The sequence below is a fragment of the Geothrix sp. genome, assembly GCF_030219325.1.
Taxonomy (GTDB): Bacteria; Acidobacteriota; Holophagae; order Holophagales; family Holophagaceae; genus Geothrix.
Genome location: NZ_CP126625.1, coordinates 406,592 through 431,479, shown reverse-complemented (window position 1 = coordinate 431,479; position 24,888 = coordinate 406,592). Strand labels below are relative to the sequence as shown.

Here is a 24,888-nt window from a genome sequence, read left to right as displayed (position 1 = left end):
GAAAGCAGCAAGGGCCCGGCATCGCCTGGGCCCTTTTGCGTCAGTTCTGGATGTAGGACACCAGCTGCTCGATGGTGAACTTCTGGTCGGAGATGACCTCCTTCACCAGGTCACCGATGGAGAGGATGCCCAGCACCTCCTCGTTCGGCCCGATCACGGGCAGGTGGCGGACGCGCTTGTCGGTCATGAGGGCCATGCACTCCTCGACAGACTGCTTGAGCGTCACGCAACTGACCTTCTCGCTCATGATCTCCCGGACCAGGGTGTCCTTGGAGGCCTTGCCCTTGAGGATGATCTTGCGGGCGTAGTCCCGTTCCGAGAAGATCCCCACGAGCTTGCCCTGCTCCAGCACCAGGAGGGCGCCGATGTCGAACTGCGCGAGCAGCGTCAGGGCCGAGAACACGGTGTCGTCCGGCCCGACCGTGACGGTGGACGGCTTGGCATCGATCAGCTGCTTCAGTGGCCGCATGTGCGCCTCCAGGGCCCTTCATGGTGGATTGAGAATCGTGGTTCTGACTATAAGGCGAAGCGGGGAGCACGCCAGGGTGAATCCGAGACCAAGTCCATCCGAACCGTGATGAATGCCGCAACCACCCCCTGGCATAGTTTATTTCAGATGTTTGAGTCATCTTACTATCTTCAAGCCAGTCCTGGCTCTCGCTTCAAACAACTCCTCGAGGATTTTCCATGTCCCTGCCCAAGAAGATGAAGGATCACGCCGTCCGGCACGCCGAGGCCACCGAGCCCCACCCGGCGGCCGCTGCCAAGCAGGCGGCCCAGGGCAAGCTGCTGGCCCGGGAGCGCATCACGGCCATCCTGGATCAGGACTCCTTCCACGAGTACGACCTCTTCGTGGAGCACAAGTGCTCCGACTTCGGCATGGAGAAGAAACAGCTCCCCGGGGACGGCGTCATCACCGGCACGGGCACCATCCTGGGCCACCCCGTGGCCATCTTCGCCCAGGACTTCACCGTGGCCGGCGGCTCCCTGGGTCTGGCCCACGCCCGCAAGATCACCAAGATCATGGACCACGCCATCAAGCTGGGCATCCCCCTCATCGGCATCAACGACTCGGGCGGCGCCCGCATCCAGGAGGGCGTGAACTCCCTGGCGGGCTACGGCGAGATCTTCTACCGCAACACCCTGGCCTCGGGCGTCATCCCCCAGATCTCGATCATCCTGGGCCCCTGCGCCGGGGGCGCCGTGTACTCCCCGGCCCTCACGGACTTCGTGTTCGTCGTGGACAAGATCTCCAAGATGTTCATCACCGGACCCGAGGTCATCAAGACCGTGCTGGGCGAGGAGATCTCCATGGAGAACCTGGGCGGCGCCCGGGTGCAGGCCGAGCTGACGGGCAACGCCCACTTCTACGCCCAGAGCGAGGCCGAGTGCTTCGAGCAGGTGAAGCGGCTGGTCACCTACATCCCCTGGAACAACCGCAAGAAGGCCGATGCCTTCAGCGTCATCCCCTCCCGCAGCGAGATCGGCCTGGAGCACATCATCCCGGCGGAATCCAACAAGCCCTATGACGTCCGGGACGTGATCCGCGCCGTGTGCGACGGCTCCGACTTCATGGAGGTCCAGGCCCTCTGGGCGGCCAACATCGTGGTGGGCTTCGCCCGCATGGACGGGCGCACCGTGGGCATGGTCGCCAACCAGCCCAAGGTGCTGGCGGGCGTGCTGGACGTGGACAGCTCCGACAAGGCCGCCCGCTTCATCCGCTTCTGCGACGCCTTCAACATCCCCCTGGTCACCTTCGTGGACCTGCCGGGCTACCTGCCGGGCATCGACCAGGAGCACGCGGGCGTCATCCGCCACGGCGCCAAGCTGCTCTACGCCTACAGCGAGGCCACGGTGCCCAAGATCACCGTCATCCTGCGCAAGGCCTACGGTGGCGGCTACATCGCCATGTGCTCGCGGCACCTGGGCGCCGACTTCGTCTTCGCCTGGCCCTGCGCCGAGATCGCCGTCATGGGCCCCGAGGGCGCGGCCAACATCATTTTCAAGGGCGAGATCGCCGCCGCCGCGGATCCCGAGGCCTTCCGCCGGGAGAAGGTCAAGGAATACACCGAGAAGTTCGCCAGCCCCTACGTGGCCGCCGCCAACGGGCACGTGGACGCGGTCATCGCGCCCCACCAGACCCGGGACTTCCTGCTGCACGCCCTGGAGATCAGCGCCGAAAAGCAGGAGCTCCGGCCGGGCCGGAAGCACGGCGTGCCGCCCTTCTGAGGCCCACCCCACCCCTGACCGCCCCTCCCTGCCGAGATGCCATGACCCCCGCCCAGAAGCCCGCCCGCCAGACGATCAGCCTGAACGACACGGTGTACGAAACCACCCTCACCAAGAAGTACGCCCACCGCAAGCCCTACCAGCCCAAGGATCCCAGCCGCCTCACGGCCATCATCCCGGGCCTCATCCTCGAGCCCATCGTGCGGCCCGGGGACCGGATCCGCCGGGGCCAGGACCTCCTGATCCTCGAGGCCATGAAGATGCAGAACCACATCACCGCCCACGACGACGTCACGGTGAAAGTCGTCCATGTGGCCCCCGGCGAGACGGTCACCAAGGGTCAGCTGCTCATGGAGTTCGAGCCGACCCCTGACGCTTTGTAAATCCCAGGCCCCACATGGTGTTTTCAAAGCGCTGGGCCGAGGGCTCAGCGCTACTCTGGGCCCTACACCTGTTCCGGAGGACCACATGGCCGTCAATCTCAAAGGTCGCAGCTTTCTCACACTCATGGACTTCTCCCCGGAGGAGGTGCGCTACCTCCTGGATCTCTCCCGGGACCTGAAGGCCAAAAAGCGCATGGGCGTGTTCAACTACCTGCTCAAGGGTAAGAACATCGTGCTGCTCTTCGAGAAGACCAGCACCCGCACCCGCTGCGCCTTCGAAGTCGGCGCCCTCGAGGAAGGCGCCCACGTGACCTTCCTGGACAGCGCGAGCTCCCAGGTGGGCAAAAAGGAATCCATCGAGGACAGCGCCAAGGTGCTGGGCCGCTTCTATGACGGCATCGAGTACCGCGGCTACAAGCAGGAAGTGGTGGAAGCCCTGGCGAAGCACAGCGGCGTGCCCGTGTGGAACGGCCTCACGGACACCGACCACCCCACCCAGATCCTGGCCGACTTCCTCACCATCGAAGAGCACGTGGCCAAGCCCCTGCACAAGGTGAAGCTGGTGTTCTGCGGCGACATCCGCAACAACATGAGCTACGCCCTGATGTACGGTGCCGCCAAGACCGGCATGCACATGGTGGCCCTGGGCCCCAAGGAGCTGGCCCCCGATCCGGCCGTGCTCGCCGCCGCCCGCGAGGCCGCCCAGCTCACCGGCGCCACCATCGAGGTCACCGACAACGTCGATGAGGCCGTGAAGGGCGCCGACGTCATCTACACCGACGTGTGGGCCAGCATGGGCGAGGAGGACCAGATCCCCGCCCGCGTGAAGCTGCTCACCCCCTTCAAGGTCACCATGGAGATGATCCAGAAGACCGGCAACGCCGACGTGAAGTTCCTCCACTGCCTGCCCGCCTTCCACGACTTCGAGACCAAGCTGGCCAAGGAGATGAAGGCCCAGGGCCACGACATCCGCGAAGTCACCGACGAGGTCTTCCGCAGCCGCCACAGCGTGGTCTTCGACGAGGCCGAGAACCGCATGCACACCATCAAGGCGGTCATGGTGGCGACCATCGGCTGATTCGTTTCCCACTCGCGCAGAATTGGCCCCGGACGGGGCCAATTCTGCGTTGGGAAGTGCTATGGTTGGGACCACCCACCCCACGGAGATCCCATGCGTTCAGCCCGGCTGTTCCTTGTCCCCGCTTTCGCGGCCCTGTCCCTCGTCGCGCAGGACGGCTCCCTGTCCGGCACCTGGAGCCAGGTGCGGGCCGATGACATCGCGGCGGCCATCAACAGCACCGTGGCGGACATGAACTTCATCAAGCGCCCCATCGCCCGGGGCCGGCTCACCAAGCTGAACCCCGCCTACCGAAAGGTCGTCATCACCATCACGGACAGGGAAGTGCTCATCAAGCTGGACGAGCGCGATGCCATCCACATGCCCCCCGACGGCAAGTCCGCCCCCTGGACCCGCGAGGACGGCGACAAGTTCCAGGTGGCCGCCCAGGTCAGCAAGGACCAGCTCATCCAGACCTTCAAGAACGACGAAGGCGAGCGCACCAACCTGTTCAAGCTGAGCCCCGACGGCAAGTCCCTCACCATGACTGCCACCGTGAAGAGCCCCCAGCTGCCCAAGCCCCTGACCTATTCGATCACCTTCGGAAAGTAGCGGCGGTGGCTTCCTCCATGACCCGGGCAGGCTCCCCATGAATCGCCGGAAGCAGCATGTTTCACAATTCAGCGTCGGCTTTCATGATCGCCGGAAGCGATGGGCCGACCTCCGCCGCCAGAGTCGGTTCTGGGGCATCATCCTTGTCCCGTACGCCTGGTTGAAGAAGGTGTTCTGCTCCTTGTTGGGCGTAGAGTACGAACGTCGCTGAGGGTTCGCTCGACGCTTCATTGTCAATGGATCGGGCCGAGTGCATTCGTCAGCCCCCAAGGAGCCTCCCATGCCCAACGTCGTCTCCCCCAGGCAGGTCGCGGCTTCGCTGACGGAGCTCTGGTCGCCGCGGGTGGTGGGTGAGGTGGATGAGGCCTACATCAAGGTGGCCAAGGTACAGGGGTCGCTGGTGTGGCACAGCCATGAGGCGGAGGACGAGCTGTTCCTCGTGCTCAAGGGCCACCTCCGCATCGAACTGGAGGACAGGTCCGTGGAGCTGGACGAAGGCGAGATGTTCGTCGTCCCCAAGGGTGTCCGCCACAACCCGGTGGCCGAGCAGGAATGCCACCTCCTGCTCATCGAGCGAAAGTCCACCCTGCACACCGGCACGGAGGTCACCGAGCGGACCCGCTCCGTCGCCGAGCAGCTCCGGCCGCTCTGAGGCCCGTCGGCCGCGGCGGCTATTTCGTCAGCGTGATGGCATCCAGTTCCCGGCCCTCGGCATCGAGCTGGCGCAGCGTGAGGGTCTTCGCGGCCACGTCCAGCACCGTGAAGGAGTGCTTGTCGGAGACGAAGGCGCGGGTCCAGGGTTGCCAGCTGGCCTTGGCGTCGGTCTGCCAGGGGTCGTAGAGCTCGGCGCCCCCGGCGCCGGTGACGACGTGGATGGGCCCCCTGGCCCGGGTGACCGTCCTGCCGTCAAAGGCCTCGTCCACCGTGAACTCGCCCACCACTGGCTTGCCGCGCAAACCGACCTGGGTGGGCTGGAAGCGCAGCGGCGCCGTGCGCTGGTAGTTGTGCACGTGCCCCGCCAGCACCAGGTCCACGCCGTACTTCTCGAGGAGCGGGCTGATGGGCCGCATCCACTGGTCGTCGGAGTGGCTCCGCGCGCTCTGGAAGAGCGGATGGTGCAGGGCCACGATGCGCCAGGCGGCCCCCTTGGCGGCCCGGAGGTCGGCCTCCAGCCAGGCCCTCAGTGGGGGGCTGTCCCAGTCCGCGTAGCCGTTGGAATCCAGCACCGTCCAATGGACCTGTCCGTAGTCGAAGCTGAAGCTGGCCATGCGGGGGAAAGCCGGACCTGAGGCCGCCACGATGGCATCGTGCACCCCGGCCTTCACCGGCGCGGCGTTCTTCGCACCGGGCTGCAGGGCAGGTCCGTTCAGAGGCTGGGACCAGTAGGCGAAGTAGGCCGAGGCGTCGGGAAAGCCGGCGAAGGGCACGTCGTGGTTGCCCACCACGCCCAGGAAGGGCGTGCGGCGCATCAGGGGCGCCGCCTCGCCGTTGTAGACCGGGAAGAAGTGGGCGCGGTACTCGGAAGCGCGGCCCCGGCCATAGACCAGGTCCCCGGTGATGAAGACCGCGTCGGGCTGAGCCGCCAGCACCGCCTTGGCGATGGCCGACTGGTCCCTTGATCCATCGGCCGCGTCCCCGAAGACGACCATGCGGTGGGCGCCCGGCTTGCGGGTCTGGGCCTCGGCCTCGAACACCACCTTGCCCTGGCGTTTCACGCGGTAGGGGACGGCAGAGCCCGGCGGCAGGTTCCGGAGCGTGACCCGGTAAACCCGGTGGGGGGCCAGGGGCGGGGCCTCCAGCCGACGGAAGGCGGGCGGGGACTGGACCGTCCAGCCCTTGGTGCCGCGCACCTCCACGGACCAGGCAGCCTCCTCGTCCCCCGCGTGCCAGAGCAGGTCCAGCCGCTCCCGGGCCGCCACCTTGGGCGCGTCGCCCAGCTGCAGGTAGGGCTGCACCAGGAAGACCTCCTGGGCCTGCAGGCAGAAGGCGAGGAATAGGGGCAGCAGCCAACGCATGAGGTCCTTCCTCCTGTTCCGAAAATGGGCGCCATCGGCGCCCATTTTCGGAGATAGGGAACGGCAAAGCCTAGTGTGCCCCCACCTTCGACAGCAGGCGCGAGCCCGTGGCGTAGCAGGTCTTGTGGGTGATGTGATGCTCGAACTCGTGGCGGAACTTCTGCAGCGCCGAGTCCATGGGACCGCAGGCCGCATCGCCCAGGGGGCAGAGCGTGCGCATACCGATGCGCGGCGTGAGGCTGGCCAGCAGGTCCAGGTCCTCCATCTTTCCTTCGCCGTGCTCGATGCGGTACAGGATCATCTCCATCCAGTTGCAGCCCTCGCGGCAGGGCGTGCACTGGCCGCAGCTCTCGTGCGCATAGAAGCGGATGAGCCGCAGGGTGGCCTGCACGATGCAGGTGTCCTCGTCCATGACGATGAGACCGCCGGAGCCGCCCATGGAGCCCCGGGCCCTCAGGTTGTCGAAGTCCATTGGGACGTCGAAATCCTTCTCGTCCAGCATGGGGCAGCTGGCGCCGCCGGGGATGATGGCCTTGATCTTCCGGCCGGTGCTGGAGCCGCCGCAAAGCTCCTCCACCAGGAAATTCATGGGCGTGCCCATGGGCAGCTCGTAGATGCCCGGGCGCTTCACGTGGCCGCTGACGCCAAAGATGCGGGTGCCGGAGTTCTTGGGGGAGCCGATCTTGGCGTACTCGGCGCCGCCCATGCGCATGATGGGCGGTACCGCAGCCAGGGTCTCCACGTTGTTGATGGTGGTGGGCTGGCCGAAGGCGCCCTTGGCCGCCGGGAAGGGCGGCTTCACGCGGGGCTCGCCGCGGCGGCCCTCCAGCGAGTTCAGCAGGGCCGTCTCCTCGCCACAGATGTAGGCGCCCGCGCCGCGGTGCACGAGGATGTCGTAGTCCCAGCCGGTGCCGAGGATGTTCTTGCCGAGGTAGCCGGCATCGCGGGCTTCCTGGATGGCGGCCTCGAGCTTCTCGATGAGCCAGAGGAACTCGCCGCGAACGTAGACGTAGCCGGTCACGCACTGCATGGCCCAGCCGCCGATGATCATGCCTTCGATCAACTGGTGCGGGTTGTATTCGAGGATGACGCGGTCCTTGAAGGTGCCGGGCTCGCCTTCGTCGGCGTTGCAGACCAGGTAGCGGGTGAACTTGCGGTCCGCCGTGTCCTTGGGCATGAAGGACCACTTGAGGCCGCAGGGAAAGCCTGCGCCGCCGCGGCCCCGGAGGCCCGAGGTCTTGACCTCCTCGGTCACGGCCACGGGTTCCATCTTCAGCGCGGCCTTCATGGCCACGTAGCCTTCGTGCTGCTGCTCGTAGACCTTCAGGTGCCAGTTGTTCAGGTCGCCCGCGCCCCGGAGCAGCAGGTTCGGGAACTTCTCCGAGCCGAAGCCGGGGAAGGTGTAGGTGTGGTGATCAGGCTTGGTGCGGATGGCTGCCATGTCTCGTCTCCGCTCACTGCGCCCAGGGGCGGTATTCGCCGCGCTTGCAGGCTTCCATGACTTCAATGAGCTTCTGCTCGTCCACCAGCTCGTCGTAGACGTCGTGGTTCACCTGGACGCAGGGCGCCACGCCGCAGCCGGCCAGGCACTCCACCTCCTCCACGCTCCACATGCCGTCGGGGCTGGGGCCCGCGCCTGGCTTCACGCCGGTCTTCTCGCAGACCTTCTCCAGCAGCTGGGCGGCGCCGCGCAGGGCGCAGCTGATGTTGGTGCAGACCGAGAAGTGGTACCTGCCGACGGGCGCCTTCTGGTACATGGTGTAGAAGGTGGCGACGCCGAAGACGTGGCCCTCGGGAATGCCGATGGCCTTGGCCACGGCCTTCATGGCCGACAGGCTCACGAAGCCGAACTCGCGCTGCGCGATGTGCAGAGCCGGCAGGGTGGCCGCGAGCTTGTCCGGATACTTGGCCATGATCGCCTGGATCTCGGCGATGGCTTCAGGGCTGAACTCTCTGCGCTCGGATTCGGGCAGCCGCTGGCCCGGGGCCAGGGGTTCATTCGAGGTCTCGGGAGGCTGGGGATGATTCATGGGCGCGCTCGCATGAGGGCTCAGTTTAGCCGTAAACGAAGATGGGAGGCGCCGGTAAACCCGGTGCCCCCCATCACGACCAAATCCGGTCCAGTGGCCTCAAAGGGCGCAGTGGCTCCCATCGCAGAAAGGGGCGGTCTTGGTGTGCTTGCACTGGCAGAGGGCCTTCTTGCCGGCCTCCGTGATTTCCACCTTCAGGGGGCGCAGGTCGCAGACCTTGTGGGAACCGTCGCAGAAGGGCTGCTTGGCGCTGAGGCCGCAGGCGCACCAGAAGTAGGTTCCAGGCTCCAGATCCAGCACCGCCGGGATCTTGGCCGCGACTTTCGGGAATCCTTCGCTCATGAGGACCTCTTAGGGGCCGTTACGGAATCACTCCTACCGAATGGCGAGTCCGTTACGGCCCCTTATGCCGCCCCCGCCACCTGGATACGGACTGGAAATAGGGCTGGCGGCCTTTACTTGCCAGCCTCGATGTTGAGGGAGATGGCCACCTCGTCGCCCAGGACGCCGGGGCCGTACTTGATGCCATAGTCGTTCCGGTTGATGGTCACGGCGCCATCGATGAAGCCCGCCACCACGGTGCCCGGCTTCATCCCCGGCTGGGTGCCGGCGGCGGTGATGGGGAAGGTGATGCGCTTGGTCACGCCGCGCAGGGTGAAGTCACCCGTCACTTCCAGCTTGCCCTTGGCCACTTCCTTCACCGAGGTGCTCTTGAAGGTGATGGTGGGGAACTTCTCCACGTCGAAGAAATCGCCGGTCTTCAAGTGCTTGTCGCGCATCTCGTTGTCCGTGTTGATGCTGGTGGCATCGATGCTGACCTCGACGCTGGACTTGCTGATGTCGGCGGCATCGACCTTGATGGTGCCGCTGAACTTCGTGAACCGGCCGCTGACCTTGGCCAGGAGGTGGCGGATCTTGAAGCTGACCTCGCTGTGGACGGGGTCGATCTTATAGGCGTCCTGGGCCAGGGCGGGCAGCGCCGCCAGGGCGAGGACGGCAAGAATGGCACGGAAGGGGTGGCGCATGTGACCTCCTGGGAATAGGTGTTTCACCATGCATTCAAGTCTAGGTCGAAATTCGAGAGTTGCAACTTCTTTTTTTGAAAATCTGTCATCCTGGGGCTGCAGGAGCCGGCCATGCACATCCGCGAGGAACTCCAGATCACCAAGCCCCTCGAGCCGGGCCACGAGGTGGCCCTGGCCCTGCTCCTCACCCGGGAGTACGTGGCCCGCCTCTTCGACGAGTGCCTGTACGAACCCGAGGGTCTCTCGGACCAGCAGTTCAACGTGCTGCGCATCCTCAAGGGCGGGCCCAGGGACGGCTACCTGGTGAAGGAGCTGCGCTGCCGCATGATCTACCGCTTCGCGGACGTGCCCCGCCTCGTGAACCGCCTGGAAGCCCGGGGCCTCGTCAAGCGCTGCGAGAACCCCGCCGACCGCCGCGGCAGCCGCGTCCAGATCACGCCCAAGGGCCTGGCCCTGGAAGCCAAGATGTTCGCCCGCCACAACGCCCTCTGCCAGCAGGTGGACCGCTGTCTCAGCCCCGAGGAACGGGACGCGCTGCTCGGCCTTCTGGAGCGGCTGCGGAATGACCACCGGACACAGCTGGCGGAGCTGCAGAAGGGGTGAGCATGCCCTGCCCCGCCAATCAGAGGAACAGCTTCACGTAATCCTCCACGGGCCTGCGATTGATGGTGTCGTTGACGCCCAGGGTAAGGGCGCCATCGATGAATGGGCCCAGCCGCACGCCAGCCGCACGACCCCTTTCCGTGGCGGCCTGGGCCAGGGTGGCGTCCATTTCCAGGAAATGGATGTTGGAGGCATAAGGATCCACCCGCCGCCTGACCTTCCCACTGGCTTCCAGGGCCTTCATCAAGTCCTGGGCGACGCCATGGGCCCGGGCCATGCGCTGGGGGAAGGTCTTCAGGGAATCGAGGGCAATGAGGGCCGCCTCCCAGCCCTGGTAGAGAAGCCCGCCATAGATGTGGCGGAACTCCCGAGCCTTGGCCATGTGGACGCTGGATCCCGCCAGCACGGCCCCGAAGGGGGCATCCAGGTACTTGTAGAGGGAGACGTAGACCGTGGTGAAGGGTGCCACATAGGCCTTCAGATCCAGGGAGGGTGGGGCGAGGAGGAGGCGCGCGCCGTCCAGGTGCAGGCCGGCCCCGTGCGCCTTGCCCAGGTCCGTCAAAGCCTGAACCGCTGAAGGGGGCACCAGCTGGCCACGCTGGCGACGCACGGGGCTTTCCAGGGAAATGGCGCCCACCTTGATGGCGAAGGGCCCCTTCTCCGCCTCGTCGAAGGCTGTCGCGACTTCCTGGAGGGTGGGCGTGGCGCGCCCGGCTGCCAGGGGCACCAGGCTGATGCCCGCCAGTCGCTGGGCCGCGTCGCTCTCATCCCTGTAGAAGTGGCTTTCGTGCTGGACCAGCGCGTGGGGATGGTCGGCGCAAAGGACCCGCACGGCCACGTTGTTGGCGAGGGTTCCCGTTGGGAAGAAGGCGCAGTCCTCCTTGCCCAGGAGACTGGCGAAAGCCTGCTCCAACTCGGTTACCGCGCCCTGGGCCAGATAGGTATCCCGCACCTTCTCCCGCGACGCCAAACGGGCCAGGCGGGCCGCGTATGCGGCCGGATCGGTCGGGGCCGCGTCCCCCACGAGCCAGACATGGGTAGGCATCGTCTCGCCTGGCATGGGCGTGGGCCGCCCCTGGGCGGAGAGCGGCGCGAGGGCCCCCGCGGCGCTGACAGCCAGTGTGGCGTTCAAAAACGAACGGCGATCCATGGGACCTCCCGGAGGGAATGCGACAGCTTGGCCGAAAAACCCACCGCAGGTCCAATGAGGCTAGAGCACGGCCTGCTTCGCGCACGGTCGACCTTGCTCCGTCTATCGTACGCTGCGCCTGCTCCCGCTCGGCTGCGCCTCGTGGAGACGGAGCCTCCCTGCTTCGGCCTCATGGCCCCCAGTCCGGCAGCGGCCTTCGCCCGCATGCCGTGCTTGGCGCGTCAACGGTCGAGCTCACCCGCAATGATCCTGACACCGCACATCCTGTGCGGCACCCTTCGGGCTTCGCCTTCGGCAAAGTCGCACTCCGCTCCTGCTTCGTGCTCATGGCGCCTGTGCCGTTGCAGGTTGCGTTTGATTATCGGTCCAGTTCACCGGCAATAATATTCATGGCGCCAAGCACCGCAACAGCATCCGCAATCAGCCCGCCCTTCACCTGCTCCTCGAAGCTGCTGAAGATGGGGAGGCAGGGGGGACGGACGCGGATGCGGTAGGGGTTCTTGCCGCCATCGCTCACGATGTAGAAGCCCAGCTCGCCATTGGCGGCTTCGGTGGCGCTGTAGACCTCGCCCACGGGCATCTCCATGCCGTGCATGATGAGCTTGAAGTGGTGGATGAGGCTCTCCATGCGGGTATAGACCTTCTCCTTGGGCGGCAGCGCCACCTTGGGATCGTCCACCATGACGGGACCCGGCTCGAGCCGGTCCAGCACCTGGCGGATGATGCGCAGGCTCTGGCGCATCTCCTCGGTGCGCACCAGGTAGCGGTCGAACACGTCACCGGTGGTGCCCACGGGGATGTCGAAGTCGTAGGTCTCGTAGCCCAGGTAGGGCTGGGCCTTGCGCAGGTCCTGGGGCACGCCGGCGGCGCGCAGGCAGGGCCCGGTGTAGCCCCAGTTCACCGCGTCTTCCGGGCTGATGGCGCCGATGCCCTTGGTGCGGTCATGCCAGATGGGGTTGTGGGTGAGCAGGTTCTCCATCTCGTTGATGCTCGCCTCGCACTCCACCAGGAAGCGCTCGGTGAGGGGCACGAAGCCCTCGGGGATGTCCCGGTAGAGGCCGCCGATGCGGGTGAAGCTGGTGTGCAGGCGCTGGCCGGCGGCCATCTCGAACAGGTCGTAGATGGTCTCGCGCTGGCGGAAGAGGTAGAGGAAGGCCGTGAAGGCGCCGATGTCCACGGCGTTCACACCCACGCACACCAGGTGGTCGGCGATGCGGGCCAGCTCGGAGACCAGCACCCGGATCTGCTGGGCGCGCTTGGGGATCTCGATACCCAGCAGCTTCTCCACCGCCGTGGTGTAGCCCACGTTGTTCATGATGGAGCTGCAGTAGTTCAGCCGGTCCGTCAGGGGGATGAACTGCTGGTAGCTGAGGCTCTCGCCCAGCTTCTCCACGCCGCGGTGGAGGTAGCCCATCTCGGGGGTGGCCTTGGTGATGGTCTCGCCCTCGAGCTCCAGCACGATGCGGAGCGTGCCGTGGGTGGTGGGGTGCGACGGCCCCATGTTGACGATCATCTTGTCGCCGTCGAGCTGCTGCCGGGTCATGGCGATGGAGTCCATGGTCATTCTCCACCTCGCTCGCCGTTGTTGTAGGGCGCGGTGCAACCTTCCATGCAGAAGACGTCGCCGCCATCCAGGGGGAAGTCCTTGCGGAGGGCGTGGCCCTGGAAGTCGTCCCAGGTCAGCAGGCGCCGCAGGTCCGGGTGGCCCTCGAAGCGGATGCCGAAGAGGTCGAAGACCTCGCGCTCGAACCAGTTGGCGGTCTTGAACAGGCCAGCCAGGCTGGCGACCGACTCGCCGTCGGCCACGGGCACCTTCACCCGCAGGCGCTCCTGGCTGGCCAGGTTGAGCCAGTGGTAGACCACGTCGAACCTCTGCTCACGCTCGGGCCAGTCCACCGCCGTGATGTCCACCAGGAACTGGAAGCCCTCGCGGTGGAGCAGGTCCACCACGGCCAGCAGGTTCTCCTTCGCGATGACGATGGTCTGGTCACCCCGGAAGTCGTGCCGGTCGGTGACGGTCCCCGGGAGCTGTGCGTCGATGTGCTCGATGATCACGCGGCACCTCCTGTGCCGCGCCCTCCGGGCTTCGGCTTCACCAAAGTGGCATTTCGCTCCTGCTTCATGCTCATGGTCCATCCCGCCTAGAAAATGGTACCCACGCCGCGCTCGCCGGCGTCCATCAGCATCTCGCGGATGGTCTGCTGGCTGGTGAGGCCCTTCGCCGCCTGCAGAGCGTCCTGCCGCTCCAGGCTTTCGTAGAACCGCGCGATGTGATCCTTGCGCATGGAGAGCGATTCCTTCTCGATCTGCTCCTGCAGCTTCATGACGCCGTAGATGATGCTTTCGGGGCGGGGCGGGCAGCCCGGCACGTAGACGTCCACGGGGATGATCCGGTCGATGCCCTGCAGGGTGGCGTAGGTGCGGTACATGCCGCCCGACGACGCGCAGACGCCCACCGAGATCACCCACTTGGGCTCGGCCATCTGGGCGTAGATGGTGCGGAGCACCGGGGCCATCTTGTTGGTGATGGTGCCGAGCACCAGCATCATGTCGCTCTGCCGGGGGCTGAAGCGCATGGCCTCGGCGCCGAAGCGGCTGAGGTCGTACTTGGACGACATCATGCTCATGAACTCGATGGCGCAGCAGGCCACGCCGAAGGGCATGGGCCACAGGCTGTTCTTGCGGCCCCAGTTGACCACCGCGTCCAGGCGGGTGGTCATCACGGCATCGTTGATGTCCAGCTCGGCCATGTCAGCGCTCCCACTCGAAGGCGCCCTTGCCCCAGGCGTAGATGAAGCCCACCAGCAGGGTGGCCATGAAGCTCAGCATGGCGCCGAAGGTCCAGAGCGCCGTCTTGAAGTTCACGGCCCAGGGCAGCAGGAAGGCGGCTTCCACGTCGAACAGGATGAAGAGCATGGCCGTCAGGTAGAACTTCACGGAGTACTTGTGCCGGGCCCCGCTCTGGACGGGCGGCACGCCGCACTCGTAGACCCGCAGCTTGGCCTCCTGGGGATTGTTCGGCTTCAGCATGGGGAGCACCCAGCCCGACAGCACGAGGATGGCGGCGGCCGTCACGGCAGCCACCAGCAACAGGATCAGGACCGACAAGAAGGGCGATGCGGGATGGGCCATGGCGCTCTCGGGCGGAGGATTCCGCGAGGGTCCAGCTTAGCGCCCTTTGAACCACCGGGAGCGATGTCAAGATCACAAGCGTCCTGGACGCCGGGGTTCGGGATAGAATCCCCTAGCCAACGCAGACGTTGGCTAGGATCTAGGGGGCCTTTCCACCCTTCTGCCGGGAACCCCATGAGCGACCTCAAGCTGCGCGTCAAAGAGATGATCATCGAGCGCCTGAAGCTCGAGGGGATGACGCCGGACCAGATCGACGACGGGGCCCCCCTCTTCGGCGAGGGGCTGGGCCTGGACTCCATCGACGCCCTGGAGCTGGTGCTGGGCATCGAGCAGGTCTTCGGCGTGAAGATCGAGGACGAGGCCGCGGGCCTCAAGGCCTTCAAGTCCGTGCAGGCCCTCACGGACTTCATCGCTGAGAACGCCAAGTAGCCGAAGGCGACCGATGACTGACATTCCGGCCCACTTGCCGCACCGCTACCCCTTCCTGCTGGTGGACCGGGTGCTGGAGCGCGAGCCCGGGGTGCGCGTGGTGGCGGAAAAGCTCGTCACCAATGGTGAGCCCTACCTCCAGGGCCATTTCGAAGGACACCCCCTGGTGCCCGGCGTGCTGCTGCTGGAGATGCTGGCCCAGGCCGGGGGGTTCCTGGAAGCCGAGCCCCTGCACGGGGCGGCCATCTTCCTGGCCGGCGTGCAGGATGCCCGGTTCAGGGCCCCCGCCCTGCCCGGCGACCGCCTGCGCCTGGAGGTCCGGTCCGATGGCGCCTTTGCGGGGATGATGAAGATCCGGGGCACCGTCAGCTGCGAGGGCCGGGACCTCTGCACCGCCGCCCTGCTGGTCAAGCGCCTATGAACCGACCCCCTCAGCGCGTGGTGGTGACGGGCCTTGGCATCGTGTCCTCCCTGGCCCTGGGCCGGGAAGGCACCTGGTCCGCCATGCTCGAAGGGAAGGATGGCCTGGCCCCCCTCACCCGTCTCTCCCTGCCCCTGGAGCCGGCCCAGCTGGCCGGGCAGGTGGCCATGGACCCGGGCCGCCATCAGACCCTCTGCGAGCGCATGGCCCTGGGCGCGCTGGAGGAGGCCCTGGATGGCCTGGTGCCCCAGGGCGACCCGACCCGCATCGGCGTCTTCCAGGGGGCCGGCACCAGCGGCCTGCCTGTGGCGGAGGCCTTCCTGGAGGAACGGTTGGCCGGGCGCCGGGGACGGGCCTCGGAACCCGCCTACCAGAGCCCCAGCACGGTCACGGATGCCCTGGCCCGCCGGGTGGGTTCCCAGGGTCCCCGGGGGACGATCATGAACGCCTGCTCCTCCAGCCTGCTGGCCCTGGGCCAGGCCTGGGAGCGGCTGGCGGCGGGCGAGCTCGACTTCGCCGTGGCCGGGGGCGCCGAGAACCTCTGCCGCACCACCTACGCCGGCTTCTCCTGCCTCAAGGCCGTGGACGCGAAGAAGTGCCGCCCCTTCAGCCGCGACCGGGCCGGCCTGAACCTGGGGGAGGGCGCCGTCCAGCTGGTGCTGGAGACCCTCGACGGGGCCCGAGCCCGGGGCGCCATGATCTACGCCGAGGTGCTGGGCTATGGCGCCAGCATGGACGCCCACCACCCCACGGCCCCCCACCCGGAGGGCGAGGGTGCCGCCCGGGCCATGACCATGGCCCTGCGCACCGGGGGCCTGGACGCCTCCGGCATCGACCTGGTCTCCGCCCATGGTACCGCCACCCCGGCCAACGACGGCGCCGAGTGCCTGGCCATCCGCCGCGCGCTCGGAACGGCCGCTGACGCCATCTCCGTCACCAGCACCAAGAGCCAGTTCGGCCACACTCTGGGCGCCGCCGGGGCCTTCGGGGCGGCCGCCGCCATCCTGGCCCTGCGCGACCAGGTGGTGAGCCCCACCCTGCGGCTGGAGGAAGCCGATCCCATTTGCGATCTGGACTGCACGCCGAAGGTGGCGAAGCAGCGGCTCCTGCGGGCCGCGCTGGTCAATGCGTTCGCCTTCGGAGGCAACAACACAAGCCTTCTTGTGCGTCGCTGGGAGGGCCGGTGAGCGGCACAGACCTCGTCATCACGGGCCTGGGCCTGGTGCTGCCCTGCGGAGATGGCATCGAGACAGCTCGTGCCAGCCTGGCTTCAGGCGCCCCCTGCTTCGCGGACCTCCCCGAAGCCCTCGGGCTGGGCCGCGGCGCCGCCTGCGCGGCCTTCAACCCCGTGGGCACCATCCCGCCCATGCAGCTGCGCCGCCTGGACCGGCCGTCGCGCTTCGCCTGGGTGGCGGCCCACCAGGCCTTCGCCGATGCCGGGCTCGATCCGAAAGCCATGGGCGAGCGCATCGCCGTGGCCGTGGGTTCACTCACGGGCGGCAGCGAGGCCAGCGAGGCCTTCATGCGGCCCTACCTCCAGCGCGGGCCCGAAGGCGCCTCGCCGCTGGTCTTCCCCAACTGCGTGGCCAACGCCGCCAGCGGACACCTCGCCCTCGCCTACGGCCTCAAGGGCCCCAGCGCCACCATCGTGGACCGGGAAAACGCCACCTTCGCCGCCCTGGAGCAGGCCGCGCGCTGGCTCCGCCTGGGCCTGGCGGAGGTCGCCCTGGTGATCGGCACGGATGGCCTCTTCCCCCTCCTGCTGGACCTCTGCCGGGGGGCCCGCATGCTGGCCCGCCACGGCGACCCCGAGGTCGGAAGCGGCCGGGGTTTTCTGCCCGGCGAAGGCGCCCAGGCCTTCCTGCTCGAATCCCGGGATCACGCAGCGTCCCGCGGCGTCCGTCCCCGCGCGGGGCTCCGCGCCCTGGCTTCCAGTTCCTCCTTCGAGGACACGGTACCGGGTCGCAGCCAGGCCCTGGCCCGCGCCGTGGCCGCGCTGGGCGGTGGCAGCCCGGAACGCCGCGTCGGCGGGGCCAACGGCCTGGCGCGCCTCGACGCGCTTGAGGGCGGCCTGGCAGAGGCTCACCCGGAATGGCCCGGGGCGATCCATCCCAAGCGGCTGTGGGGCGAGTTCGGCGGCTCCGGCGGCCAGCTGCTGGCGGCGGCCCTGCTGGAACCCTCGGACCTGACGCTCGTCACCGCCCCCGCCAGCAGCGGCAGCCAGTTCGCGGCCCTGCTCGAGGGCGTTAATCTGGACCGGTCATGAGCATGAAGCAGGAGCGAAGTGCCACTTTGGCGCAGCCGAAGCCCGAAGGGCGCGGCACAGGAGGTGCCGCGTGAACACACGCGACCAGATCAGCATCCAAAGCCAGTCCATCCTCTGGGTGGCGGGCGTGGGCGTGGGCCTGCTGACCCTGGCCTTCGTCCTGGGCGTGCAGGTGGGCAAGCAGAGCGCGGCGCTGCGCCGCCCCATGCAGAAGGGTGTGGAGGAGGAGCTGAAGGACCTGCCGGAGCCCCTGGTGGACCAGCTCAAGTTCTTCGAAGGCGAGGGTCCCGACAAGCTGGTCCCCACCCAGAAGGTGGACGCGGCCGCTCCCAAAGAGGAGCCCAAGCCCGAGCCGAAGGCCGAGGTCAAGCCCGCGGAGAAGGCCGCCGAGCCCGAGGCCTGGACCCTGCAGCTGGTGGCCACCGCCGAGGCCGCCGAGGCCAAGCGGGTGGCCGACAAGGCCAAGACCGCCGGCTTCGCCACGACCACCGTGAAGGAGAAGGGCCAGCTGAAGGTGCGCCTGACGAAAGCCACGGATCGCGCCGCCGCGGACAAGACCGCCGAGAAGCTGAAGAAGGCCGGCTTCAAGCCCTTCGCGGTGAAGGTGGAGTAGCGGTTCCGATCAGGGCTTGGGGTAGACGCGTATCCCCACCCACTTCCTCTCGGTATCGCCTGCGGCGATACGCGAGACACCGCTCACACTCCGCCGACTCGGCTTCGATCGCGACTAGGGCTTGGGATAGACGCGGATACCCACCCACTTTTTCAGGATGACCTTGCCGGGTGCGAAGCCGCGGGGCTTGCTGATGTCGGCGATGCGGGCCATGTGGACTTCCACCTTGCCGCCGTCCCGGGCCTTGCTGTGGTAGGCGGCCAGCTCGGCGGCGCGCTCGATGACGCTGCGGGGCAGGTCGCTCAGCTTGTCGGGATTGCGGATCACCACGTGGCTGCCGGGCACGCTGGCCACGTGGAACCAGAAATCCAGGTTGTCGGCGACCTTGAACGTGAGCTGGTCGTTCTCGGCGTCGCCCTTGCCGATGAGCACCTCGAAGCCATCCACCATGACGCTGCGGAAGGCCGCGCCCTTGCCATCCTTGCGCTTGCCTTCGCCACCCTGCATCCGCTTCGTCCCCTTGTCCTTCGTGGGCTGCTTCCCCCTTGGTTGTCTCGCAGGCGGCGGCTCCGGCGCAAGGCCTTCCGCCTCCAGCTCCGCCCGCCTCAGCCAGGCGGCCCGCTCCCGCACGAGCTCACCTTCGAGCTCGGCCACCCGGCCCAGACCCCGCTCGGCCTTCTTCGCCGCCGCGAACCAGGCCTGCGCTGCATCCTCCGCGGTGGCCCCCTCCGGCAGGGCGATGCGACTCCCATCCAGCAGGACGGCCTCCCGGGTGGCCCCCTTCAGCCGATAGAGTTCGGCCGCGAGGCTCCGCGCCTGCGCCTTCAGGGGCAGCTGCGCCGCATGTTTCGCGCGATCCCGGGCCAGGGCCTGGGCCAGACGGTCCAGACGCGCGGACTCGGCCTGCCGCTTGCGCTCGGCGGCCGCCTTCGCAGGCCCGAGGATCAGCGCGTCGGCCCGTCCCTCGGACCAGACCCGATGCCGGGCCAGCAGCTCGCCCTCGCCTTCCAGCACCTCGGGAAGCTCCCCGGCGATGGCGGCCTCCAGCTGGTCGCCCCAGCGCTCCCGCCAGCGCCGGAAGGGCGGCGGGTCTTCCACGGGTTCGGGCGCCGCCGCCGGAAAGGGCACACCCAGGCCCAGCCTCGGCACCTGCGTGTCCACGCCATCCACGCGGATCCCGGGGCGCCCGGGGATGGCCTGGAAGGCGAGGCGCAGCGACTCCAGCCGCCCGGTGATGGCGCGCCGCTGGAAGTGGAGACCCACCCAGCGCTCGCGGGGATCGCCCTCCACGGCCCGCAGTTTCGCGCCCTGGAACCAGGGGCTCCAGAGCTTCCCGCTGTCCTTGGGTGCCTCGGCCTGCAGGCGCTTCCAGGCTGGATGCTCCACGCCCAGCAGCCACAGCTCCGGCTTCGGCTGCAGCAGCAGCACCCACCCCTCCGCGACCCTGCGCCCGGCCCACTTCAGGCCCAGGGCCCGGCCGGAGGCCCATACCGCCTCCACGGGCAGGTCGCCACGGTCCCGCAGCCAGGCGCGGGTCAAGGCGAGCAGCAGCGGAGCATCCATGGCTATCGGACCCCCATGCTCAGGGCCTCATCCCTTGTCGAATTTCGAGATCCGCGGTCATGATGGGGCGTACTCCTTGCTTCAGCATCCCACGGTCGTGCCTTCCACCCGCGGGTCCCATCAATTCATGCTGCGGCCCACCCTGATCGATAAACGGTACTTATGACATCTGCCACGCCGAAGGGTCCCCAGTCGCTCCAGGTCCTCCTGGTAGACGACAACCCCATCCAGTTGAGCCTCCTCCGGCACCTCTTCCAGCGGCACGGGCACCTCACCATCGAAGCCCGCAACGGCGCCGAGGCCCTCATCGTCCTGGCCACGGAGTTCCCCGACGTGGTGGTGAGCGACTGCGTGATGCCCCTCCTCGACGGCTACCAGTTCTGCCGCCTGGTGAAGGACGATCGGGCCACGCGCCACCTGCCCGTCCTGCTCCTCACGGCCCAGGGGGCCGGCCTGGCCCGGTTCTGGGCGAAGACCTGCGGCGCCGACCGCTTCCTGGTCAAGGGCCGGGACCTGGATCACGTGGTGGAGGTGGCCACCGCCCTGGCCAGGCAGTCCTCCCGCCCCCACACGGCCCACGCCGTCCCCAGGCTGGCCCAGGAGAACTTCGGGGTGGACGCCATCCAGCGGCGCCTCGCCCAGGCCCTGGAGCAGCGCCTCGTGGAAACGGCACTCCGGGATTCCGTCGCCCGCCTCTACACCGCCGAGCACGACACCCCGCGGCTGATCCAGGGCTTCGTCGAGATTCTCCAGGAGCTCGTCCTGCCCGGGGCGCTGCTCGTCGCCTACCTGGGCGAGGACGGCCTCTGGTGCCACGGCGTCCATGGCTCCTCCGCCGGTGCCGAGGACCGCCAGGCCCTACAGCAGGCCCTGGCCGACCAGGGGCTCTTCCAGGCGCCGCCGGACTGCCACTGGCATCCCGCTGCCGATGACGACGAGCGGCGGCGGAGCCTTCGCGATCCCATCCTCCGAGTCTTCCCCGCCAGCACGCCCGGCTACCCCGTGGTCGGAGCCCTGGCCTTCATCACCGAGCGGCGGTCCGCCGAGGACCATGAACGCCTCTTCGAGATCGCCGCGGAGGAGCTGGGCCGCCTGCTGAGCCTCGAGGACTCCCGCCTGCGCCTCTACCACCAGGCCATCCGCGATCCCCTCACGGGCCTCTACAACCGCAAGCACATCCTCGACATGCTCGGCATGGAGCTGGACCAGTGCGGCCGCTTCGGCCAGGGCCTGTCCGTCATGCTGGTGGACCTCGACCACTTCAAGGCCGTCAACGACCGCTTCGGCCACGCCGCTGGGGATCAGGTGCTGGGCGTCATGGCGCAGCGCATGGCCTTCGGCCTCCGCAAGGTGGACCAGCTGGGCCGCATCGGCGGCGAGGAGTTCCTGGCCTACTGCCCCCAGACCGATCTGGAGGGCGCCCGGGCCCTGGCCGAGCGCCTCCGCGAACAGGTGGCCATTGACTCGATCCCCGGCCTGCCGGCCAACGACCGGGTCACCCTGAGCATCGGCCTGGCCACCTGGGAGGGCCCCGAGGACACCCCGGAGCGCCTGCTCTCCCGGGCCGACAAGGCCCTCTACCGGGCCAAGGCGGAAGGACGGAACCGCGTCGTCGGCTGAGCCGCCCAGGGTCTTGACAGGCCCCAGGACCCGGCCGCATGATTCCATACGCTTCCGTATGGAGTCGCCATGGAACCCCAGGCCCCACAGGATCCCGCCGCCCAGCCCGAGCTCGCCGAGCGCGTGGCCCGCCTGGAGGCCCAGGTGGCCTGGCTGCTGCAGCGGCAGCAGGCACCCCCGACCCAGGCTCCGGTGCCCCAGGCGGCACCCGCCACCCGTCCCCTGCCCCGCCCCGTCGTGCGCCCCGCCGTCCCCCGCAAGGAGATCTCCCCAGTGGTGTGGATCGCCGGCATCGCGGCCTCCATCTTCCTCCTCGGCACCATCTTCTTCTTCCGCTGGGCCATCCAGCAGGGCTGGGTGGGGGCGGAGCTGCGCTTCGTCCTGGGCCTGCTGGTGGGCGGCGCCATCGCCGCCTTCGCCGCGAAGCTGATCCTCGGTGACAGCCATCGCCTGGGCGTGGCGCTGCTGCTGGCGGGCCTCGGCACCCTGCAGTTCACCTTCCGCGCCGGCGCCATGGAATACCACTTCTACGCCGCGCCCCTGGGCTTGGCGGCGACGGCCCTCGTCACGCTGCTGGCCGGCGGGCTCGCCGCCCGGGGCCGAAGTGGCGGGGCCCTGACCGTGGCCCTGGTCTCCGGCCTGGTGGCGCCCCTGGTCTTCAGCCAGGGCGGCCATCACGAGGTGGCCCTGGCGGTGTACCTCGCCGTGCTCATGGCCGCTGCGCTCGCGGTGCCCTACCTCGCCCGCACGGGGGGCTCCTGGCACGGGGCCCGCTGGACGGCCCTCGTGGGCGTGTGGCTGCTGCTGCTGCCCGCCTGCCTTGACGTCATGAAGGGCGATGCCGCGACCCTCGCCCTGCTCCTCGTCCTGCACCTGGTGCTCGCGGGCCTGTGGGCCTGGCTGCCGGGCACGGAGGAACGCCCCGGCACGCCCACGGTGCTCTGGCTGGTGGCCTCGATCCTCGCCACCTCGTACGGCTGGCTGGTCTGGAAGCGCATGGACCTCGCCGTCGAGACCTTCGCCCTGCCCGTCCTCCTCGTGGCGGCCCTGAACCTGGCCCTGGTGCAGCCCCTCCGCCACCGCATGGGGGGCCGTTGCGCCGACTGGGGGCTGCTGGCCCTGATTGCCGGACACCTGGCCCTGGCGGTGCCCGTGGCCCTAGCCTGGGCCTGGGTGGGTCCGCTGTGGGGCGCCTTCGCCCTGGGCCTGGCCTGGGCCTCCCTCAAGGCCGAGAAGGGCGACTTCGCCGAGGAGGCCACCGCGCTGCGCTGGCTCGCCGCGGCCCTGGCCCTGGCCACCACCCTGCGCTGGGCCTTCCACGGCCTCGACGGGCTGCTCTTCAGCAGCCACGGCTACACACCCCTCCTCAATCCCGCCTTTGCCGAAGGGGCCCTGGCCTCCGCCGCCTGGTGGTTGCTGACGCGCCGTGGTGGTCCCCTGGGCCTGATCTCCTTCATGGCCCTGCAGGTCACGGCCAACGTCACGCTGGCCTTCGAGGCCGCGCGCCTGGTCCAGCGGCTTCAGGCTCCCGCCCGCCCGGGCCTCGGCTACGGTCCCTCCCGTGCCGCCTCCATCGCCATGACCTTGGTCTGGGCGCTGTCCGGCGCCTGGCAGTGGATGCGCGGCCTCGGCCAGCGGGACGAGGCCCGCCGGGCCCTGATGATCGCGGGCTACGCCTGGATGGGCATCGCCAGCTTCAAGCTCATCGCGGCGGACCTCGACCATGCCGACACGCCCCTGCGGGCCCTCGCCTTCCTCGGCGTCGGCGCCATCGGCATGGCCGCCGCCATCCTCGCCAACCGCTCGCGCTCCGGGGAAGCGTCATGAAGCGCATCGCGCTCCTCCTGTTCCTCAGCCTGGCCTGCGCCCGCGAGGACCGCGCCTCCCTGCACCGCCGGCCCATCTCGCCCGCGCCCGCCAACGGCTGGGCCTGCCTGCCACTGGACGCCGACGCCCAGCGCCAGAAGAAGGGCGCCTGGATCGGCGATGCCGCGGGACATAGCATCCCCTTCATCGAAGCCCGCGAAGGCCTGTGGGAATCCCGCACCCTGCCGATGGAGAACCTGCTCGCCGGCAGGGACGCCGAAGGGCACCCCACGGCGGAGTTCTCCCTGAAGCTGCCCGAGGGCTGGCGGGTGGGCGAGCGTGAATCGCTCAGACTGGAGCTCGACCTGGACGGCCGCGCCCCCTGGGTGGCTCGAGTGAAGGCTGAACGCCAGAGCGAGGGCGGCGCCTTCATCGCCTACGACCCGCTGTCGCCGCTGCACCTCTACGACCTGTCGCCTTCGGGCAGCCGCCGCAGCCTCGACCTCCCCTGGGATGGTCAGCGCTACCGGCTCACGCTGCTCGCGTCCCAGGGCGAGGCACCGCGGATCCGGGGCATCTCCGTGCGGGCCGAGGCGCGCCCCGAGGCCCTGGAGACCGAGCTGGCCCTGGACGGCCTGCTCACGCCCGAACCCGGCCGGCCCCGCACTTGGCGGCTGACGCTGCCTGACACCCAGCGCGTGGTGGGCCTGGACCTGGTGCTGGTGCCGCCCGTAGCGCCCCTGCGGCCGGAGATCCACCTCGGCGAGGGCAGCGAGAATGAGCAGGGCTGGTTCTGCAGCGATCTCGTATGGAACCTCCCGGCCCTGAATACGACGGCCAGTCGCATCGCCCTCGCGCCTGTCCAGGCGAAGACCCTCACCTTCACCCTGCCCGAAGGGGCGTCGCCCCAGAGTGTCCGCATCCTGGTCCGCCGGCAGACCCTGATCTTCCCCGCGGAGGCTGGACAGGCCTATGCCCTGCACCTGGGCGGCGAGGCCAGGCAGGCCCCCGGCAGCCTCGGCGCCCTGCCCTCCATCCGCACCCTGGCCAGTCGTGCCCCGCTCAGCCTCGGCGCCCGGGAACCGGACGACCAGGGCCTCCCCCGCCGCGAGGGCACCGATCAGCGTGCCCGCCCCTGGATGCCCTGGATCGCGGGCCTGGCGCTGCTGGTGCTGGGAGGTGCCGCGTGGCGGTTGTTCCGACCGGCGGAGGAATCCCGCGGATGAGGTTCCGTGCAGGTCTCTTGATGGGTCTGGCTCTGGCGGGATTGGCCTGCCGCTCGCCGCTGAACGACCTTCAAATCCGCCAGGAAAGGCCCGCCCTCTCCCTGAACGTCGGCATCGAAGACCATAGCCGGAAGCTGGCCCGGCTGCAGCAGCCCCTCGGTCAGGTGGATTCACCCGCCTCCCGCCGGGCAGCCCTGGAAGGCCACCGCCAGGCCTTCGAGACCGGTCTCCGGGCCGAGGCTGCGGCGCGCGGCCTCCAGCTGGACCCAGCCGCGGACCTTCACTTGGACCTGACCATCACCAGCCTGGGGGAGGTGAGGGCCAAGTACATCGCCTGGGGCATCCTCAGCGGCGTGGCCTGGGGCGCGGGAGTCGGCCTGCTCGCCCACGACGCCCGTCTCGCGGTGGGGCTCGGCGTCTATGAGCTGCTGGAGGAAAGCGCCTTCTGGATCGGCGGGTCCATGCTCATGGGCCGCTGGTCCTCCCCCGCCGTGGTGGAAGCGCGCCTCACCCGCAAGGGTTCAGACAAGCCCCTGTGGGAGGAGACGTATTACGTGCTGTGGGCCCGCAAGGAGCTGGCGGCCCTGCCCGCGGATGAGCAGAACCGGCGTGAGCGTCAGCTGCAGGCCTCGCTCCGCAAGGCCATGGGCAAGCTCTTCAAGGATCTGGAAACCATTCCGGGCTTTCCGCCGAGTGGGTTGAAGTAGG

At 68.5% G+C, this 24,888-nt stretch carries 27 protein-coding genes; 15 read left to right on the top strand and 12 right to left on the bottom strand.

The genetic code is table 11. The annotated features are described in order from the left end of the window. Nucleotides 1–40 precede the first annotated feature (40 nt). On the bottom strand, nucleotides 41–469 hold the full coding sequence (locus QOZ81_RS01865) for a CBS domain-containing protein (RefSeq protein WP_291202453.1): 429 nt from the start codon (nucleotides 467–469) through the stop codon (nucleotides 41–43). 236 nt (nucleotides 470–705) lie between these two features. Between QOZ81_RS01865 and QOZ81_RS01860 the strand changes: the two genes are divergently transcribed. The 5 genes from QOZ81_RS01860 (at nucleotide 706) to QOZ81_RS01840 (ending at nucleotide 4,933) form a co-directional block, all read left to right on the top strand. Next, the gene (locus tag QOZ81_RS01860) at nucleotides 706–2,229 is read left to right on the top strand and encodes an acyl-CoA carboxylase subunit beta (RefSeq protein ID WP_366083004.1); all 1,524 of its coding nucleotides are present in this window, start codon (nucleotides 706–708) and stop codon (nucleotides 2,227–2,229) included. A gap of 41 nt (nucleotides 2,230–2,270) precedes the next feature. Continuing rightward, nucleotides 2,271–2,612 (top strand): acetyl-CoA carboxylase biotin carboxyl carrier protein subunit, encoded by a 342-nt coding sequence (locus tag QOZ81_RS01855; RefSeq protein WP_291202458.1) that lies wholly within the window; start codon nucleotides 2,271–2,273, stop codon nucleotides 2,610–2,612. Between the two features lie 85 nt (nucleotides 2,613–2,697). Beyond that, the gene (gene argF / locus QOZ81_RS01850) at nucleotides 2,698–3,690 is read left to right on the top strand and encodes an ornithine carbamoyltransferase (RefSeq protein WP_291202461.1); all 993 of its coding nucleotides are present in this window, start codon (nucleotides 2,698–2,700) and stop codon (nucleotides 3,688–3,690) included. A gap of 93 nt (nucleotides 3,691–3,783) precedes the next feature. After that, nucleotides 3,784–4,281, top strand: a complete 498-nt coding sequence (locus tag QOZ81_RS01845; protein ID WP_291202464.1) for a hypothetical protein — start codon at nucleotides 3,784–3,786, stop codon at nucleotides 4,279–4,281. Between the two features lie 280 nt (nucleotides 4,282–4,561). After that, entirely contained in the window at nucleotides 4,562–4,933 is a 372-nt protein-coding gene (locus tag QOZ81_RS01840) for a cupin domain-containing protein (protein ID WP_291202467.1), read from the top strand. A 19-nt stretch (nucleotides 4,934–4,952) separates the two neighbouring features. Here QOZ81_RS01840 and QOZ81_RS01835 read toward each other — a convergent pair whose 3' ends face one another. The 5 genes from QOZ81_RS01835 to QOZ81_RS01815 all read right to left on the bottom strand — a co-directional run bounded on the left by QOZ81_RS01835 (nucleotide 4,953) and on the right by QOZ81_RS01815 (nucleotide 9,351). After that, nucleotides 4,953–6,296, bottom strand: coding sequence for a metallophosphoesterase (locus QOZ81_RS01835; RefSeq protein WP_291202470.1), 1,344 nt, complete (start codon nucleotides 6,294–6,296; stop codon nucleotides 4,953–4,955). Nucleotides 6,297–6,366: 70 nt separating this feature from the next. After that, nucleotides 6,367–7,737: an NADH-quinone oxidoreductase subunit NuoF gene (gene nuoF, locus QOZ81_RS01830; RefSeq protein ID WP_291202473.1), complete on the bottom strand. Its 1,371-nt coding sequence runs from the start codon at nucleotides 7,735–7,737 to the stop codon at nucleotides 6,367–6,369. A gap of 13 nt (nucleotides 7,738–7,750) precedes the next feature. Next, nucleotides 7,751–8,326, bottom strand: coding sequence for an NADH-quinone oxidoreductase subunit NuoE family protein (locus tag QOZ81_RS01825; protein ID WP_291202476.1), 576 nt, complete (start codon nucleotides 8,324–8,326; stop codon nucleotides 7,751–7,753). 99 nt (nucleotides 8,327–8,425) lie between these two features. Beyond that, nucleotides 8,426–8,668 (bottom strand): CDGSH iron-sulfur domain-containing protein, encoded by a 243-nt coding sequence (locus QOZ81_RS01820; protein WP_291202479.1) that lies wholly within the window; start codon nucleotides 8,666–8,668, stop codon nucleotides 8,426–8,428. Between the two features lie 113 nt (nucleotides 8,669–8,781). Then, nucleotides 8,782–9,351 (bottom strand): YceI family protein, encoded by a 570-nt coding sequence (locus QOZ81_RS01815; RefSeq protein WP_291202482.1) that lies wholly within the window; start codon nucleotides 9,349–9,351, stop codon nucleotides 8,782–8,784. Between the two features lie 111 nt (nucleotides 9,352–9,462). On the opposite strand from QOZ81_RS01815, the gene QOZ81_RS01810 reads away from it, so the two are divergent. Next, on the top strand, nucleotides 9,463–9,954 hold the full coding sequence (locus QOZ81_RS01810; protein ID WP_291202485.1) for a MarR family winged helix-turn-helix transcriptional regulator: 492 nt from the start codon (nucleotides 9,463–9,465) through the stop codon (nucleotides 9,952–9,954). A 19-nt stretch (nucleotides 9,955–9,973) separates the two neighbouring features. Here QOZ81_RS01810 and QOZ81_RS01805 read toward each other — a convergent pair whose 3' ends face one another. The 5 genes from QOZ81_RS01805 to QOZ81_RS01785 form a co-directional block, all read right to left on the bottom strand. After that, nucleotides 9,974–11,104 (bottom strand): beta-eliminating lyase-related protein, encoded by a 1,131-nt coding sequence (locus QOZ81_RS01805; RefSeq protein WP_291202488.1) that lies wholly within the window; start codon nucleotides 11,102–11,104, stop codon nucleotides 9,974–9,976. Nucleotides 11,105–11,462: 358 nt separating this feature from the next. Further along, nucleotides 11,463–12,617: an NADH dehydrogenase (quinone) subunit D gene (gene nuoD, locus QOZ81_RS01800; protein WP_441316719.1), complete on the bottom strand. Its 1,155-nt coding sequence runs from the start codon at nucleotides 12,615–12,617 to the stop codon at nucleotides 11,463–11,465. 47 nt (nucleotides 12,618–12,664) lie between these two features. After that, entirely contained in the window at nucleotides 12,665–13,159 is a 495-nt protein-coding gene (locus tag QOZ81_RS01795) for an NADH-quinone oxidoreductase subunit C (RefSeq protein WP_291202494.1), read from the bottom strand. A gap of 86 nt (nucleotides 13,160–13,245) precedes the next feature. Continuing rightward, complete coding sequence (locus QOZ81_RS01790) at nucleotides 13,246–13,854, bottom strand: NADH-quinone oxidoreductase subunit B (protein WP_341849991.1); 609 nt, start codon at nucleotides 13,852–13,854, stop codon at nucleotides 13,246–13,248. 1 nt (nucleotide 13,855) lies between these two features. Next, a complete protein-coding gene (locus tag QOZ81_RS01785) occupies nucleotides 13,856–14,236 on the bottom strand; it encodes an NADH-quinone oxidoreductase subunit A (RefSeq protein ID WP_291202497.1) in 381 nt (126 codons plus the stop codon). A gap of 174 nt (nucleotides 14,237–14,410) precedes the next feature. Between QOZ81_RS01785 and QOZ81_RS01780 the strand changes: the two genes are divergently transcribed. The 5 genes from QOZ81_RS01780 to QOZ81_RS01760 all read left to right on the top strand — a co-directional run bounded on the left by QOZ81_RS01780 (nucleotide 14,411) and on the right by QOZ81_RS01760 (nucleotide 17,965). Beyond that, the gene (locus tag QOZ81_RS01780) at nucleotides 14,411–14,665 is read left to right on the top strand and encodes a phosphopantetheine-binding protein (protein WP_291202500.1); all 255 of its coding nucleotides are present in this window, start codon (nucleotides 14,411–14,413) and stop codon (nucleotides 14,663–14,665) included. Nucleotides 14,666–14,678: 13 nt separating this feature from the next. Next, on the top strand, nucleotides 14,679–15,086 hold the full coding sequence (gene fabZ / locus QOZ81_RS01775; RefSeq protein ID WP_291202503.1) for a 3-hydroxyacyl-ACP dehydratase FabZ: 408 nt from the start codon (nucleotides 14,679–14,681) through the stop codon (nucleotides 15,084–15,086). Further along, nucleotides 15,083–16,273: a beta-ketoacyl-[acyl-carrier-protein] synthase family protein gene (locus tag QOZ81_RS01770; RefSeq protein ID WP_291202506.1), complete on the top strand. Its 1,191-nt coding sequence runs from the start codon at nucleotides 15,083–15,085 to the stop codon at nucleotides 16,271–16,273. The genes fabZ and QOZ81_RS01770 overlap by 4 nt, the downstream gene beginning before the upstream one ends. Beyond that, nucleotides 16,270–17,352: a beta-ketoacyl synthase N-terminal-like domain-containing protein gene (locus QOZ81_RS01765; protein ID WP_291202509.1), complete on the top strand. Its 1,083-nt coding sequence runs from the start codon at nucleotides 16,270–16,272 to the stop codon at nucleotides 17,350–17,352. The genes QOZ81_RS01770 and QOZ81_RS01765 overlap by 4 nt, the downstream gene beginning before the upstream one ends. Nucleotides 17,353–17,422: 70 nt before the next feature. Continuing rightward, nucleotides 17,423–17,965 (top strand): SPOR domain-containing protein, encoded by a 543-nt coding sequence (locus QOZ81_RS01760; RefSeq protein ID WP_291202512.1) that lies wholly within the window; start codon nucleotides 17,423–17,425, stop codon nucleotides 17,963–17,965. A gap of 114 nt (nucleotides 17,966–18,079) precedes the next feature. Here the strand turns inward: QOZ81_RS01760 and QOZ81_RS01755 are convergent, their stop codons facing one another. Beyond that, nucleotides 18,080–19,528 (bottom strand): NFACT RNA binding domain-containing protein, encoded by a 1,449-nt coding sequence (locus tag QOZ81_RS01755; RefSeq protein WP_291202515.1) that lies wholly within the window; start codon nucleotides 19,526–19,528, stop codon nucleotides 18,080–18,082. Between the two features lie 162 nt (nucleotides 19,529–19,690). Between QOZ81_RS01755 and QOZ81_RS01750 the strand changes: the two genes are divergently transcribed. From QOZ81_RS01750 to QOZ81_RS01735, 4 genes are all read left to right on the top strand, one after another. Continuing rightward, the gene (locus QOZ81_RS01750) at nucleotides 19,691–21,148 is read left to right on the top strand and encodes a GGDEF domain-containing response regulator (protein ID WP_291202518.1); all 1,458 of its coding nucleotides are present in this window, start codon (nucleotides 19,691–19,693) and stop codon (nucleotides 21,146–21,148) included. Nucleotides 21,149–21,217: 69 nt separating this feature from the next. After that, complete coding sequence (locus QOZ81_RS01745; RefSeq protein ID WP_291202521.1) at nucleotides 21,218–22,975, top strand: DUF2339 domain-containing protein; 1,758 nt, start codon at nucleotides 21,218–21,220, stop codon at nucleotides 22,973–22,975. Next, entirely contained in the window at nucleotides 22,972–24,180 is a 1,209-nt protein-coding gene (locus QOZ81_RS01740) for a hypothetical protein (RefSeq protein ID WP_291202524.1), read from the top strand. Before QOZ81_RS01745 ends, QOZ81_RS01740 begins: the two co-directional genes overlap by 4 nt. Continuing rightward, on the top strand, nucleotides 24,177–24,887 hold the full coding sequence (locus QOZ81_RS01735) for a hypothetical protein (RefSeq protein ID WP_300715315.1): 711 nt from the start codon (nucleotides 24,177–24,179) through the stop codon (nucleotides 24,885–24,887). Before QOZ81_RS01740 ends, QOZ81_RS01735 begins: the two co-directional genes overlap by 4 nt. The last annotated feature ends 1 nt before the right edge of the window (nucleotide 24,888 follow it).

Excerpts from the sequence above, each read along its gene's own strand:
- QOZ81_RS01865 (WP_291202453.1), bottom strand. The coding sequence starts at position 469 with ATGCGGCCACTGAAGCAGCTGATCGATGCCAAGCCGTCCACCGTCACG.
- QOZ81_RS01860 (WP_366083004.1), top strand. The coding sequence starts at position 706 with ATGAAGGATCACGCCGTCCGGCACGCCGAGGCCACCGAGCCCCACCCG.
- QOZ81_RS01855 (WP_291202458.1), top strand. The coding sequence starts at position 2,271 with ATGACCCCCGCCCAGAAGCCCGCCCGCCAGACGATCAGCCTGAACGAC.
- argF (WP_291202461.1), top strand. The coding sequence starts at position 2,698 with ATGGCCGTCAATCTCAAAGGTCGCAGCTTTCTCACACTCATGGACTTC.
- QOZ81_RS01845 (WP_291202464.1), top strand. The coding sequence starts at position 3,784 with ATGCGTTCAGCCCGGCTGTTCCTTGTCCCCGCTTTCGCGGCCCTGTCC.
- QOZ81_RS01840 (WP_291202467.1), top strand. The coding sequence starts at position 4,562 with ATGCCCAACGTCGTCTCCCCCAGGCAGGTCGCGGCTTCGCTGACGGAG.
- QOZ81_RS01835 (WP_291202470.1), bottom strand. The coding sequence starts at position 6,296 with ATGCGTTGGCTGCTGCCCCTATTCCTCGCCTTCTGCCTGCAGGCCCAG.
- nuoF (WP_291202473.1), bottom strand. The coding sequence starts at position 7,737 with ATGGCAGCCATCCGCACCAAGCCTGATCACCACACCTACACCTTCCCC.
- QOZ81_RS01825 (WP_291202476.1), bottom strand. The coding sequence starts at position 8,326 with ATGAATCATCCCCAGCCTCCCGAGACCTCGAATGAACCCCTGGCCCCG.
- QOZ81_RS01820 (WP_291202479.1), bottom strand. The coding sequence starts at position 8,668 with ATGAGCGAAGGATTCCCGAAAGTCGCGGCCAAGATCCCGGCGGTGCTG.
- QOZ81_RS01815 (WP_291202482.1), bottom strand. The coding sequence starts at position 9,351 with ATGCGCCACCCCTTCCGTGCCATTCTTGCCGTCCTCGCCCTGGCGGCG.
- QOZ81_RS01810 (WP_291202485.1), top strand. The coding sequence starts at position 9,463 with ATGCACATCCGCGAGGAACTCCAGATCACCAAGCCCCTCGAGCCGGGC.
- QOZ81_RS01805 (WP_291202488.1), bottom strand. The coding sequence starts at position 11,104 with ATGGATCGCCGTTCGTTTTTGAACGCCACACTGGCTGTCAGCGCCGCG.
- nuoD (WP_441316719.1), bottom strand. The coding sequence starts at position 12,617 with ATGATCGTCAACATGGGGCCGTCGCACCCCACCACCCACGGCACGCTC.
- QOZ81_RS01790 (WP_341849991.1), bottom strand. The coding sequence starts at position 13,854 with ATGGCCGAGCTGGACATCAACGATGCCGTGATGACCACCCGCCTGGAC.
- QOZ81_RS01785 (WP_291202497.1), bottom strand. The coding sequence starts at position 14,236 with ATGGCCCATCCCGCATCGCCCTTCTTGTCGGTCCTGATCCTGTTGCTG.
- QOZ81_RS01780 (WP_291202500.1), top strand. The coding sequence starts at position 14,411 with ATGAGCGACCTCAAGCTGCGCGTCAAAGAGATGATCATCGAGCGCCTG.
- fabZ (WP_291202503.1), top strand. The coding sequence starts at position 14,679 with ATGACTGACATTCCGGCCCACTTGCCGCACCGCTACCCCTTCCTGCTG.
- QOZ81_RS01770 (WP_291202506.1), top strand. The coding sequence starts at position 15,083 with ATGAACCGACCCCCTCAGCGCGTGGTGGTGACGGGCCTTGGCATCGTG.
- QOZ81_RS01755 (WP_291202515.1), bottom strand. The coding sequence starts at position 19,528 with ATGGATGCTCCGCTGCTGCTCGCCTTGACCCGCGCCTGGCTGCGGGAC.
- QOZ81_RS01750 (WP_291202518.1), top strand. The coding sequence starts at position 19,691 with ATGACATCTGCCACGCCGAAGGGTCCCCAGTCGCTCCAGGTCCTCCTG.
- QOZ81_RS01745 (WP_291202521.1), top strand. The coding sequence starts at position 21,218 with ATGGAACCCCAGGCCCCACAGGATCCCGCCGCCCAGCCCGAGCTCGCC.
- QOZ81_RS01740 (WP_291202524.1), top strand. The coding sequence starts at position 22,972 with ATGAAGCGCATCGCGCTCCTCCTGTTCCTCAGCCTGGCCTGCGCCCGC.
- QOZ81_RS01735 (WP_300715315.1), top strand. The coding sequence starts at position 24,177 with ATGAGGTTCCGTGCAGGTCTCTTGATGGGTCTGGCTCTGGCGGGATTG.